The sequence below is a fragment of the Klebsiella sp. 2680 genome (genome assembly GCF_900198535.1).
In the GTDB taxonomy this organism is placed as follows: Bacteria; Pseudomonadota; Gammaproteobacteria; order Enterobacterales; family Enterobacteriaceae; genus Klebsiella; species Klebsiella indica.
In genome coordinates this window covers 12876-25643 of sequence record NZ_FZNJ01000010.1, presented here as the reverse complement: position 1 = coordinate 25643, position 12768 = coordinate 12876, and the positions used below count along the sequence as shown (strand labels likewise).

The window sequence follows — 12768 nt, the reverse complement described above, 5'->3', positions numbered from 1 at the left end:
CAGTAAAAAGAAAGTGCAATAGAGGAAGAAAGCGGTTAGCGCAATTCCGATGGAAATGTAATTATTGTACCTAAATAGTGATGAGTGGTGTTTCATGGTGCGATAAGTCGAGCACTAAATGAAATTATTTGAAAACAGTGAGACTGGTAAAAGTCTGTATTGAAAAAGTGGAATGCTATGCCGAGCATATCCATATTTTTGTGGATATTCCACCGAAAATAAATGGACTGGGCATTATGGAATATCTGAAGTGTATAAGTAGCCTATGACCGTATGCCGATTCATAAGTAATTCATAAATGTAATTATGTGATTGGTGATGCGCTTTTTAGGGCGCTATTGAGTAACCTCTAGTTATGTCAGATTATGTTATTCAAAGCTAAGAAAGAGTTTGCAACTTATTCATGATTTTCATATGTCGTGATTTCCTTTGAAAGGAGTTTGTCATGCGTTTTGTTTATTTATCATTGCTTTTTCTTTCTTTTTTTGTACGAGCTCAGATATCTATAGACTTAGATGGTAATCGTGAGATTTCTGCTTTTTCTGAACAAGCATATTCTAATAACTCTTTAGGAATAGCATTAGGAGGAGGAAGTCAAACTTTACTTCAATACAAATTTTATTCTCCTCTGAAAAAAATGATGCCTACGGGTATTAGACTAGAAGCGGTTACCGCAGATTATCGTTCCCTATATGATCCTATATTAAATAAATGGAATTATGATTTATTGGATAAAGAGTTAGATCATGTTAATATTAATAAAGCTAGCTCAGTAATTGCAAATGTATTTTATACTCCTAGGTTTTTATCATCATGTCCCAACAGCAAAAATTATGCTTACTGCCCTCCAAATGACATGAATGCATGGACTAATTACGTTAAAAATATCGTTAGACATGTTTATTCAAAGTATGGTGTTAAATATTGGGAAATTGGTAATGAACCATCAGGTAAGAATTTTTTCAGGGCTCCAATGAGGGATTTTTTAAATTTTTATCTTCTAACGGCAAAAGCAATTAAAGAAGTCGATTCTAATATAATGGTTGGTGGTTATGCTGATAATGCTTATTACATAGATGCTTACTACGATTTTTTCAAGAGTATTAAAGAACATGATTTGGACTTGCTCAATTTTGTAACTTTTCATTGGTATGGAGATTGGGGGAAGGGACATAAATACGATCCCAGTGATCTTGGCTCTATTTCAAGTAACATACAAAATAAGCTTGCAGTTTTGGGTATGAAAAATGTGCCTATTTTTTTAACTGAATGGAATTTGAGTGCAGAGGGAAAACCACCACATGGCAAGAAACAGGTTGTCTCGTATTTTATTGCGGCGCAATACTGGATTAATCTATCAAAAATAGATAGAGCCTTTTTTTTTAGAGTCGAACCGTATTTAAATACAAATTCTTCGTTATTGGATTCAAATGGCGGAATAACTAGTGTTGGAGATGTATTTACTGATATGGGGAATATATTAAAAAGTAATAAATTTTACTTTAAAAAAATTGATGATATATATATATTCTTTTCCCCTACTCAAAGAAAATTGATTTTTTCTCGATACAATTTATTTTCTGATGGTATTGAAAAGGTATTTATAACGATTAAAAATATAAATTGCGTTAACACACCACTTTTTTATGATTATTCAGATGGTCTATTTCCCAAACCGTTAAAAAAGACATCCTGTCAAAAGAATAATTTACTTATTCCGTTAACATTAAGTAATTATCAGTCTGGGAGCATTAATTATTAAGTGTTATGTCCGATTTCAATGTTTTTTTGATTTGATTAGGTTTAGTAAATAAATACAGTGCAGGCAATGTCAAAACCTTGTCGTTATTATTCTGTGAATTGCTTATATAACTATAATTAATCTATTTTTAAATCAGTATAAAAATGTCTACATCGTGTTTTTCAAAAAATAATAAAGCATAATTTTTGTCTTTATGCTTTATTATGTTTGAGTTAACATAGCTTAACGCATAGAACACATTGCGAATAACGAAATCGTGGTGAAAATACCTGACAGGAGTATGTAATGTCCAAGCAACAGATCGGGGTTGTCGGTATGGCAGTGATGGGGCGCAACCTTGCGCTCAACATCGAAAGCCGGGGTTATACCGTCTCCGTTTTCAACCGCTCCCGTGAAAAGACCGAAGAAGTGATTGCCGAGAATCCGGGCAAGAAACTGGTCCCGCACTATACGGTGAAAGAGTTTGTTGAATCGCTCGAAACTCCACGCCGTATCCTGTTAATGGTGAAAGCGGGTGCAGGCACTGATAGTGCCATCGATTCCCTGAAGCCCTATCTGGATAAAGGTGATATCATCATCGATGGTGGCAATACCTTCTTCCAGGACACGATTCGCCGTAATCGTGAGCTTTCAGCAGAAGGCTTTAACTTTATCGGTACCGGTGTGTCCGGTGGTGAAGAAGGCGCTCTCAAAGGGCCATCGATTATGCCTGGCGGGCAGAAAGATGCTTATGAACTGGTCGCACCGATTCTTAAGCAGATTGCTGCAGTCGCAGAAGACGGTGAGCCATGCGTAACCTACATTGGTGCGGATGGCGCAGGTCATTATGTGAAAATGGTTCACAATGGTATTGAGTACGGCGATATGCAGCTTATTGCTGAAGCGTACGCTTTACTGAAGGGCGGTCTGGCACTTTCTAACGAAGAACTGGCGCAGACCTTTACCGAATGGAATGAAGGTGAACTGAGCAGCTACCTGATTGACATCACCAAGGATATCTTCACCAAAAAGGATGAAGAGGGTAAATACCTGGTTGATGTGATTCTGGATGAAGCGGCCAACAAAGGTACCGGTAAATGGACCAGTCAGAGTTCTCTGGATCTTGGTGAACCGCTGTCCCTGATTACTGAATCCGTTTTCGCTCGCTATATCTCTTCCCTGAAGGAGCAACGTGTGGCCGCTTCGAAAGTGCTGACTGGGCCGCAAGCGCAAACTGCGGGTGATAAAGCTGAGTTTATTGAGAAAGTTCGTCGTGCTCTGTATCTGGGCAAGATTGTTTCTTATGCTCAGGGTTTCTCCCAGTTGCGTGCAGCATCCGATGAATACAACTGGGATCTGAACTACGGTGAGATCGCAAAAATCTTCCGTGCTGGCTGTATTATTCGTGCTCAGTTCCTGCAGAAGATCACGGATGCCTATGAACAGAACGCGGATATCGCTAACCTGCTGCTGGCGCCATACTTCAAGCATATTGCTGATGAGTATCAGCAGGCGTTGCGTAATGTGGTTGCTTACGCGGTGCAGAACGGTATTCCGGTCCCGACTTTCTCTGCGGCGATCGCTTATTATGACAGCTACCGTTCCGCGGTGTTGCCAGCGAACCTGATTCAGGCTCAGCGTGATTATTTTGGTGCTCATACCTATAAGCGTACCGATAAAGAAGGTGTATTCCACACTGAGTGGTTGGATTAATTTAGTTCTGCAATAGCCAGACTCTTGGTCTGGCTATTTCCTCCGCATATTTTTATGCATGCTATGCATCTGTTGGTATTTTATTTTCTGAATATATAATTTTATTGCTCTTTTTTCGGATTCCTTAGTATATCTGCTTTCTGTATTTATATATTACTCTTCTTCTGTCTTCAGTATTTTTCTGGGTGTTTAATCACAGGGTTTAATTAAAGGATATTAATATGTTGCTTCCTGTAATTATGGCTGGCGGGACAGGTAGTCGTCTCTGGCCGATGTCTCGTGAACTTTATCCTAAACAGTTCTTACGGCTGTACGGGAAGAATTCAATGCTGCAGGAAACTATTTCTCGACTGTCGGGGCTTGAAGTTTATGAACCGATGGTTATCTGCAACGAAGAACACCGTTTTCTGGTGGCTGAACAGTTACGGCAGCTCAATAAACTGTCAAACAATATCATCCTTGAGCCGATTGGCCGCAATACCGCACCAGCTATCGCGCTTGCTGCATTGCAGGCGACGCAAAATGGTGAAGATCCGCTGATGCTTGTACTCGCAGCTGACCACATCATTAATAATCAGAAGGTCTTCCACGATGCCATTCGTGTAGCGGAGCAGTACGCACAGGCTGATCATTTGGTCACGTTTGGTATCGTACCGGATTCCCCGGAAACCGGGTATGGCTATATCCAGCGTGGCGAAGCGCTGAGTGAAGGGGAGCAAATACCATATAAAGTCGCTCGTTTTGTGGAGAAACCGGATCTGGAGCGCGCACAGGGCTACCTGGCTTCCGGTGAATACTACTGGAACAGCGGAATGTTTATGTTCCGGGCCAAAAAATACCTTTCTGAGCTAGAGAAGTTTCGTCCCGACATCCTTGAGGTGTGTACAGCAGCAGTCAGTGCCGCTGATAGCAGTAGCGATTTTATTAGCATCTCGCACGATATTTTCAGCATCTGTCCGGATGAGTCTGTTGATTATGCCGTGATGGAAAAAACTGCCGATGCTGTCGTGGTAGGGTTGGATGCAGACTGGAGCGACGTGGGATCCTGGTCTGCCCTCTGGGACGTTAGCCCGAAAGATGATCTGGGTAATGTACTGATGGGGGATGCCTGGGTACACAATAGCCAGAACTGTTATATCAACAGCGACGAAAAGCTGGTGGCGGCCATTGGTGTTGAGGATCTGGTGATTGTCAGCACCAAAGATGCAGTTCTGGTGATGAACAAAAACCGCTCTCAGGATGTGAAAAAAGTAGTGGAGTACCTGAAGCTTAACCAGCGTAGCGAATACAAACGCCATCGCGAAATTTACCGTCCCTGGGGGCGCAGTGATGTGGTGGTGCAGACTCCACGCTTTAACGTTAACCGGATTACTGTTAAACCGGGTGGTGCGTTTTCCATGCAGATGCATCACCATCGTGCTGAGCATTGGGTGATTTTGGCAGGTACCGGGCAGATTACGGTTAATGGCAAGCAGTTCCTGCTCACTGAAAATCAGTCGACGTTTATTCCCATAGGTGCTGAGCACTGCCTGGAAAACCCGGGACGTATTCCTCTGGAAATACTGGAAATACAGTCTGGCTCATATCTGGGCGACGATGACATTATTCGTATTAAAGATCAGTATGGCCGTTGCTAATTTGTATTTAAGGATTAAATAGATGGCAAAATTAAGCTGTTTTAAAGCCTACGATATTCGTGGTGAACTTGGCGAAGAATTAAACGAAGATATTGCCTACCGAATTGGTCGTGCTTACGGCGAGTTCCTGAAGCCAAAACAGATTGTGGTAGGTGGTGATGTCCGCCTGACCAGCGAATCCTTGAAGCTGGCGCTGGCCAATGGCCTGATGGATGCGGGTACTGACGTACTGGATATTGGCCTGAGTGGTACAGAAGAGATTTACTTTGCCACATTTCATCTCGGCGTAGATGGCGGTATCGAAGTGACGGCTAGCCATAACCCGATGAACTATAACGGTATGAAGCTGGTACGGGAAAATGCGAAACCAATCAGTGGTGATACCGGTCTGCGAGATATTCAGCGTTTAGCGGAAGAGAACCAGTTTTCAGCGGTAGAACCATCCCGGCGCGGTACACTGCGTCAGATTTCTATTCTGCAGGAATACGTAGACCATTTGATGGGTTACGTGAATCTGGCAAACTTCACCCGTCCACTGAAGCTGGTGGTGAACTCCGGCAACGGTGCTGCGGGGCATGTAATTGATGAAGTAGAAAAACGTTTTATTGCTGCAGGCGCACCAGTGACCTTTATTAAAGTGCATCACCAGCCGGATGGTAATTTCCCCAACGGTATTCCTAACCCACTGCTGCCGGAGTGCCGTCAGGATACTGCCGATGCGGTGCGTGAGCATGCTGCTGATATGGGGATCGCATTTGACGGCGACTTCGACCGCTGTTTTCTGTTTGATAACGAAGCAGAATTTATTGAGGGTTATTATATTGTTGGTTTGCTGGCAGAAGCTTTTTTACAGAAGCAACCGGGGGCAAAAATCATTCACGACCCGCGCCTGACATGGAACACGGTAGATATTGTGACCCGTAGTGGTGGTACGCCGGTGATGTCGAAAACCGGGCATGCATTTATTAAAGAACGTATGCGTCAGGAAGATGCCATTTATGGTGGCGAGATGAGCGCGCACCACTATTTCCGTGATTTCGCTTATTGCGATAGCGGGATGATCCCGTGGCTACTGGTAGCAGAACTGTTGTGCCTGAAAAACAGCTCTCTGAAAGCGCTGGTGGCGGATCGTCAGGAGGCATTCCCGGCTTCCGGGGAAATTAACCGTAAGCTTGAGAATGCTGCAGCGGCGATTGATCGCATCCGGGAGCGCTACGAGCTGGATGCAGCGAATGTAGACACGACTGACGGTATCAGCATTGAATATCCGGAGTGGCGTTTTAACCTGCGTAGTTCAAATACCGAGCCTGTGGTCCGTCTCAATGTCGAATCGAAAGCGGATGATGCTTTAATGCGGGCTAAGACTGAAGAGCTATTAGCACTTCTTGTGTAGCTAATTCTGAACGCAATTAGATATTAATTTATATAATTCCTTTGCATTTTTTTAAATTATAAGTTTTGTTTATTTTGGATTTGGGTAAAGGGATTTTAGAGTTAATTATAGTTGCGGGTTAGATGATTAATAAATAACCAATTTGGAATAATAAGTATGAAAATTCTCGTTACAGGTGGTGCTGGTTTTATTGGTTCTGCTGTTGTTCGTCATATTATTGACAATACCAATGATGAAGTTCGCGTAATAGACTGCCTCACTTATGCAGGTAACCTTGAGTCCTTGGCTCCGGTGTCTGGTAACGAACGTTACTCTTTTTCGCAGACGGATATCACTGATGCCAAAGCTGTAGCGGAGCAGTTCAGCGATTTCCGTCCGGACATCGTGATGCACCTGGCTGCGGAAAGTCATGTTGACCGTTCCATTGATGGTCCGGCGGCCTTTATCCAGACCAACCTGATTGGTACCTTCACCCTGCTGGAAGCAGCCCGTCACTACTGGTCAACGCTTGATGAGGCGCAAAAGCAGTCTTTCCGCTTCCACCATATCTCGACTGATGAAGTTTATGGCGATCTGCACGGTACTGATGATCTGTTCACCGAAGAGACCCCATACGCGCCGAGCAGTCCGTATTCGGCCTCCAAGGCGGGCAGCGACCATCTGGTCCGCGCCTGGAACCGTACCTACGGTCTGCCGGTGGTGGTGACTAACTGCTCTAATAACTACGGCCCGTATCACTTCCCGGAAAAGCTCATTCCGCTGACCATCCTCAACGCTCTGGCCGGGAAACCGCTGCCGGTATACGGCAATGGCGAGCAGATCCGCGACTGGCTGTATGTGGAAGATCACGCCCGTGCGCTCTATAAGGTAGCGACTGAAGGTCGTAGCGGGGAAACCTATAATATCGGTGGTCACAACGAACGTAAAAATATCGATGTTGTGCGGACCATCTGCGCCATCCTCGATAAAGTGGTTGAACAGAAGCCAAATAATATTAGCCAGTTTGCCGATCTGATTACCTTTGTGAAAGATCGTCCGGGCCATGACCTGCGCTATGCCATTGATGCCGCCAAAATTCAGCGCGATCTTGGCTGGGTGCCGCAGGAGACGTTTGAAAGTGGGATTGAGAAAACGGTCCACTGGTATCTGAACAATCAGACCTGGTGGCAGCGCGTTCTGGATGGCTCCTATGCCGGTGAACGTCTTGGCCTGAACAATTAAATAAGGAAACAACGATGAAAGGTATTGTACTGGCAGGTGGCTCCGGCACGCGTTTATATCCGATCACTCAGGGCGTCTCCAAACAGCTTTTGCCGATTTACGATAAGCCGATGATTTATTACCCGGTCTCTGTGCTGATGCTGGCGGGGATCAGGGATATCCTGATTATCACCACGCCGGACGATATGCCTGCTTTCCAGCGTCTGATGGGGGATGGTTCTCAGTTTGGGGTGAATTTCTCATACGCTATTCAGCCTTCCCCGGACGGTCTGGCACAGGCCTTTATTATCGGCGAGAAGTTTATTGGTAATGATGCCTGCGCACTGGTCCTGGGCGACAATATCTATTTTGGTCAGAGTTTTGGCCGCAAACTGGATGCCGCAGCCAGCAAAACATCGGGCGCTACCGTGTTCGGTTATCAGGTTCTCGATCCGGAGCGTTTTGGGGTGGTGGAGTTTGATGAAAACTTCAAAGCGCTGTCCATCGAAGAGAAGCCACTGAAGCCGAAATCAGACTGGGCGGTGACCGGCCTCTATTTTTACGATACCGATGTAGTGGCGATGGCTAAGGAAGTGGAGCCTTCCGCACGGGGCGAGCTTGAAATTACCACCCTTAATCAGATGTATCTTGATCGTGGCGACCTGCAGGTCGAGCTCCTTGGACGTGGTTTCGCCTGGCTGGATACCGGGACCCACGACAGCCTGATTGAGGCCTCACAGTTTATCCATACCATCGAAAAACGTCAGGGCATGAAAGTTGCTTGCCTGGAAGAAATTGCTTACCGCAATCAGTGGTTAAGCGCGGAAGGCGTGGCGGTACAGGCAGAACGCCTGAAGAAGACGGAATATGGCGCTTACCTGAAACGTCTGCTCAACGAAAAGTCGTAGCGACTGGTCATCAACAGGGTATTAACGTATGAAAATTTTACTGATTGGTAAGAATGGTCAGGTTGGCTGGGAGCTGCAGCGCGCACTGTCCACGTTAGGTGAAGTCGTGGCTGTGGACTTTTTTGATAAAGAGTTATGCGGCGATCTGACAAACCTGGAAGGGATTGCACAGACGGTTCGTACGGTAAAACCGGATGTAGTAGTAAACGCCGCGGCGCATACCGCGGTGGATAAAGCGGAAAGCGAGCGGGAACTGTCCGATCTGCTTAATGACAAGGGGGTCGCTGTGCTGGCGGCTGAGTCGGCGAAACTTGGTGCGTTGATGGTCCACTACTCAACGGACTATGTGTTCGACGGTCAGGGTAGCCATTACCGCCAGGAAGATGAGGCTACAGGGCCGCTGAACGTGTACGGTGAAACCAAGCGAGCAGGGGAGATAGCGCTGGAGCAAGGCAATCCGCGACATCTGATTTTCCGTACCAGCTGGGTGTATGCTACTCGCGGGGCCAACTTCGCCAAAACCATGCTGCGCCTGGCGGGAGAGAAAGAGTCGCTGTCGATTATTAACGATCAGCACGGTGCGCCAACCGGCGCGGAGCTGCTGGCGGACTGCACGGCGATAGCCATTCGTGAAGAGCAGCGTAATCGCGCGGTAGCCGGGACCTATCATCTGGTGGCCAGCGGTGAAACCAACTGGTTTGAATACGCCAAATTTGTCTTTGATGTGGCGCGTGCGCAGGGAACGGAACTGGCGATTAAAGAGGTCAGCGGTATTCCGACCACGGCCTACCCGACACCGGCAAAACGCCCGCTGAACTCACGGTTGTCGAATGATAAATTCCAGCGGGTATTTGGCGTAACGCTGCCGGACTGGCGTCAGGGTGTAGCGCGTGTGGTAACAGAAGTTCTTGGCAAGTAAACGGGCAGGCAAGACATGAATATTATTAAGACAGAGATCCCTGAAGTACTGATTTTTGAGCCACGTGTGTTTGGCGATGCGCGAGGTTTTTTCTTCGAAAGCTTCAGCAGCAAAGTGTTTGATGAAGCCGTCGGACGGAAAGTGGAGTTTGTGCAGGATAACCACTCCCAGTCGCAGAAAGGCGTCCTGCGTGGTCTGCACTACCAGCTTGATCCACATGCACAGGGGAAACTGGTGCGCTGCATCGAAGGTGAGGTTTTTGACGTAGCCGTTGATATCCGCCGTTCATCACCGACGTTTGGTAAGTGGGTTGGGGCGGTACTGAGTGCGGAGAACAAGCGTCAGCTGTGGATCCCGGAAGGGTTTGCTCACGGTTTTGTGGCGCTGAGTGAAACGGTGCAGTTTGTATATAAAGCGACTAACTACTATGCACCGCAGTCCGAGCGTAGCATCATCTGGAATGACCCACAGATCAACATCCAGTGGCCTGAGCTTTCCGGTTGTTCGCTCTCTTTGTCTGACAAGGATTTGCAGGCGCATACTTTAGAAACTGCAGAAGTCTATAAATAGCGTCTAAATATATCTATACCCGAAATAATTCGAGTTGCAGGAAGGCGGCGACGCAGTGAATCCCCGGGAGCGTACTCCAGTACGTGACTGGGGTGAACGAGGAAAGCCAACGCACATGCAACTTGAAGTATGACGGGTATATACCCGAAATAATTCGAGTTGCTTAAAGGCTGCAAAGGAGTGAGTCCCCCAGGAGCATTAATAGCTATGTGACTGGGCTGAATGAGCGAAGCCAACACATAAGCAACCTGAAGTATGACGGGTATAAATACTGGTCAGGTTCTTTATAAACCAGGCCAGTATTTAAACATCTGGTCAATACTTTTATTCCCTGGTCAACCTGGCTTGACTTACATTCTTCCTGAGAGTAGAAACATCCACAGTTTTGTTTAATTAGCGGCTAATAAGCCGCCATCCAGTTAACTGATTAAAGTGTGATCGAATGAAAATAACAATTTCCGGTACCGGCTATGTTGGTTTGTCGAACGGCATCCTGATTGCGCAAAACCACGAAGTGGTTGCGCTGGATATCGTTCAGTCCAAAGTGGATATGATTAACCAAAAGATTTCCCCGATTGTCGATAAAGAAATTCAGGAATATCTGGCGGAAAAACCGTTGAATTTTCGTGCGACAACGGACAAGCATGATGCATATCGTAATGCGGATTATGTCATTATCGCCACGCCGACTGATTACGATCCGAAAACTAACTACTTCAATACCTCGACCGTTGAAGCCGTTATTCGCGATGTCACGGAGATTAACCCCAACGCGGTAATGATTATCAAATCAACCATTCCTGTTGGCTTCACGCGTGAGATTAAAGAGCGCCTTGGTATTGATAACGTTATTTTCTCGCCGGAATTCCTGCGTGAAGGTCGTGCGTTGTATGACAACCTGCATCCATCCCGTATCGTGATTGGTGAGCGCTCAGAACGCGCGGAACGTTTTGCCAGTCTGCTGAAAGAGGGGGCAATCAAGCAGGATATCCCGACGCTGTTTACTGACTCGACGGAAGCCGAAGCCATTAAGCTCTTTGCCAACACCTATCTGGCCCTGCGCGTAGCGTACTTTAATGAGCTGGATAGCTATGCAGAGAGCAATGGGCTGAACAGCAAACAGATCATTGAAGGGGTATGCCTCGATCCGCGTATCGGCAATCACTACAACAACCCCTCCTTTGGCTACGGCGGCTACTGCCTGCCGAAAGATACCAAGCAACTGCTGGCGAACTATGCCTCTGTGCCGAATAACATCATTGGCGCGATCGTCGATGCTAACCGCACGCGCAAAGATTTTGTCGCCGACTCTATCCTGGCACGTAAGCCTAAAGTTGTCGGGATTTATCGCCTGATAATGAAGAGCGGCTCAGATAACTTCCGAGCCTCCTCTATTCAGGGGATTATGAAGCGCATCAAGGCCAAGGGGATCCCGGTCATTATTTATGAGCCGGTGATGCAGGAAGATGAGTTTTTCAATTCCCGCGTTGTGCGTGATTTTGACGCTTTCAAACAAGAGGCTGACGTGATTGTCTCTAACCGTATGGCGGATGAGCTGGCCGACGTGGCTGATAAAGTCTATACCCGCGATTTGTTTGGCAGTGACTGATCTTTTCTCTGGCCGGGGGCGTTGCTCCCGGCCAGACCTTCTCTTCAACCATCACCCGCCTGAACTCTGTCCAACTATTCATCCTGCAAATCTTCCCGAGCTTCCTTTCCGTTCTCTCCGCATAAAAATGTGACTCCGATTAAATTCCTGAATTGCGCATCTTGTCCTAATCATTCAGGTCGGATATGTTAAATCCACCTTGTGAAGAGCTACCGTCACTGAGATGTGGACGCTGGAAATAAGCGCCGGAAGGTAAGACAAAGCCTGCTTGCAGGCTTTTGTTATTTCTGAAGCCGCCCAGGGGAAGAGACCGTCAGTGCCATGAGATTCGCGCTGGCTTACACTGAACGGCCTGTGCGGGAGTGTTTCTGTGCAGACTCGTATGGTCGATGAAAAGATCAGTTATGTCGTCATACGAAGAAAATATTAATACCAGATCCGTGCTAAAAATTTCTTATCATTTTTTATTGGCTAATCATAAGGCCATTCAACGTTAACCGAAAGGCGTGTTAATTTTCTTGCCGCAAATAGCTATTAATACAATTAATTATATTAAGTTCTTTCTTTTTACCACTTATGCTTATTAAACGTTAATTTGTTCTTTCGTTGATCCCTGATATAAGAAACCAGCGAAAAAATAGAAATGATCAACAGAATAGCAGCGACGATCAGGAAAATTACGTTTGCCATAATTCGTCCCCCAGAGAAAGTGATGGTATAAATCCATTCGCTCGTGAGTGAATACTGCATCGACAACAATATGAACTACATGTTTAACATACCCTGGGTTTAAGAAATTTCCTAGATTTGTTTTTATGTAAGGAAATATATAAATATTCTTCTATTGAGTTATTTTCTGGGTTGTATTTGTGGATTTTATTATGATTATGGTAATATCATCTAAAATTTGTTGTTTTTGTGGAATAATACTCCATAAAAAATTAGATGAAAAAATGTACAAATGATGCTTTCTGGTATGAATTGTTGTTGTTTTGTTAACAAGTTGCGCTTTTTGTCGTTGTGATGGCTGAAAAAGTTATCCATAACCGCGCTACGCCTGATACAGAACTTCTGGCAA

11 protein-coding genes are annotated in these 12768 nt (G+C 45.8%); 10 read left to right on the top strand and 1 reads right to left on the bottom strand.

Going from position 1 to position 12768, the window contains the following annotated elements:
* Positions 1–137 precede the first annotated feature (137 nt).
* The 10 genes from FN037_RS24825 to ugd all read left to right on the top strand — a co-directional run bounded on the left by FN037_RS24825 (position 138) and on the right by ugd (position 11690).
* Complete coding sequence (locus FN037_RS24825) at positions 138–269, top strand: transposase (protein WP_409513738.1); 132 nt, start codon at positions 138–140, stop codon at positions 267–269.
* Between the two features lie 176 nt (positions 270–445).
* A complete protein-coding gene (locus tag FN037_RS23960) occupies positions 446–1762 on the top strand; it encodes a GH39 family glycosyl hydrolase (protein WP_142503313.1) in 1317 nt (438 codons plus the stop codon).
* 285 nt (positions 1763–2047) lie between these two features.
* Complete coding sequence (gndA, locus tag FN037_RS23955; protein WP_142503312.1) at positions 2048–3454, top strand: NADP-dependent phosphogluconate dehydrogenase; 1407 nt, start codon at positions 2048–2050, stop codon at positions 3452–3454.
* A gap of 221 nt (positions 3455–3675) precedes the next feature.
* Positions 3676–5091 carry a mannose-1-phosphate guanylyltransferase/mannose-6-phosphate isomerase gene (locus FN037_RS23950; RefSeq protein WP_142503311.1) on the top strand — a complete coding sequence of 472 codons (1416 nt, stop codon included), beginning with the start codon at positions 3676–3678 and terminating at the stop codon, positions 5089–5091.
* Between the two features lie 22 nt (positions 5092–5113).
* The gene (rfbK, locus tag FN037_RS23945) at positions 5114–6484 is read left to right on the top strand and encodes an O9 family phosphomannomutase RfbK (protein ID WP_142503310.1); all 1371 of its coding nucleotides are present in this window, start codon (positions 5114–5116) and stop codon (positions 6482–6484) included.
* Positions 6485–6640: 156 nt separating this feature from the next.
* A complete protein-coding gene (gene rfbB / locus FN037_RS23940) occupies positions 6641–7705 on the top strand; it encodes a dTDP-glucose 4,6-dehydratase (protein ID WP_142503309.1) in 1065 nt (354 codons plus the stop codon).
* 14 nt (positions 7706–7719) lie between these two features.
* A complete protein-coding gene (gene rfbA, locus FN037_RS23935) occupies positions 7720–8592 on the top strand; it encodes a glucose-1-phosphate thymidylyltransferase RfbA (RefSeq protein ID WP_142503308.1) in 873 nt (290 codons plus the stop codon).
* 28 nt (positions 8593–8620) lie between these two features.
* Positions 8621–9511, top strand: coding sequence for a dTDP-4-dehydrorhamnose reductase (gene rfbD / locus FN037_RS23930; protein WP_142503307.1), 891 nt, complete (start codon positions 8621–8623; stop codon positions 9509–9511).
* Between the two features lie 15 nt (positions 9512–9526).
* Positions 9527–10081 carry a dTDP-4-dehydrorhamnose 3,5-epimerase gene (rfbC, locus tag FN037_RS23925; RefSeq protein WP_142503306.1) on the top strand — a complete coding sequence of 185 codons (555 nt, stop codon included), beginning with the start codon at positions 9527–9529 and terminating at the stop codon, positions 10079–10081.
* 442 nt (positions 10082–10523) lie between these two features.
* On the top strand, positions 10524–11690 hold the full coding sequence (gene ugd / locus FN037_RS23915; RefSeq protein ID WP_138362877.1) for a UDP-glucose 6-dehydrogenase: 1167 nt from the start codon (positions 10524–10526) through the stop codon (positions 11688–11690).
* A gap of 567 nt (positions 11691–12257) precedes the next feature.
* Here ugd and FN037_RS23910 read toward each other — a convergent pair.
* On the bottom strand, positions 12258–12380 hold the full coding sequence (locus tag FN037_RS23910) for a small membrane protein (protein ID WP_142503305.1): 123 nt from the start codon (positions 12378–12380) through the stop codon (positions 12258–12260).
* Positions 12381–12768: the final 388 nt, after the last annotated feature.

What these genes read in the sequence shown, in the direction of transcription:
- rfbD (WP_142503307.1), top strand. Translation starts at nt 8,621, where the DNA reads ATGAAAATTTTACTGATTGGTAAGAATGGTCAGGTTGGCTGGGAGCTG.
- FN037_RS23960 (WP_142503313.1), top strand. Translation starts at nt 446, where the DNA reads ATGCGTTTTGTTTATTTATCATTGCTTTTTCTTTCTTTTTTTGTACGA.
- rfbK (WP_142503310.1), top strand. Translation starts at nt 5,114, where the DNA reads ATGGCAAAATTAAGCTGTTTTAAAGCCTACGATATTCGTGGTGAACTT.
- FN037_RS23910 (WP_142503305.1), bottom strand. Translation starts at nt 12,380, where the DNA reads ATGGCAAACGTAATTTTCCTGATCGTCGCTGCTATTCTGTTGATCATT.
- ugd (WP_138362877.1), top strand. Translation starts at nt 10,524, where the DNA reads ATGAAAATAACAATTTCCGGTACCGGCTATGTTGGTTTGTCGAACGGC.
- FN037_RS23950 (WP_142503311.1), top strand. Translation starts at nt 3,676, where the DNA reads ATGTTGCTTCCTGTAATTATGGCTGGCGGGACAGGTAGTCGTCTCTGG.
- gndA (WP_142503312.1), top strand. Translation starts at nt 2,048, where the DNA reads ATGTCCAAGCAACAGATCGGGGTTGTCGGTATGGCAGTGATGGGGCGC.
- rfbC (WP_142503306.1), top strand. Translation starts at nt 9,527, where the DNA reads ATGAATATTATTAAGACAGAGATCCCTGAAGTACTGATTTTTGAGCCA.
- rfbB (WP_142503309.1), top strand. Translation starts at nt 6,641, where the DNA reads ATGAAAATTCTCGTTACAGGTGGTGCTGGTTTTATTGGTTCTGCTGTT.
- rfbA (WP_142503308.1), top strand. Translation starts at nt 7,720, where the DNA reads ATGAAAGGTATTGTACTGGCAGGTGGCTCCGGCACGCGTTTATATCCG.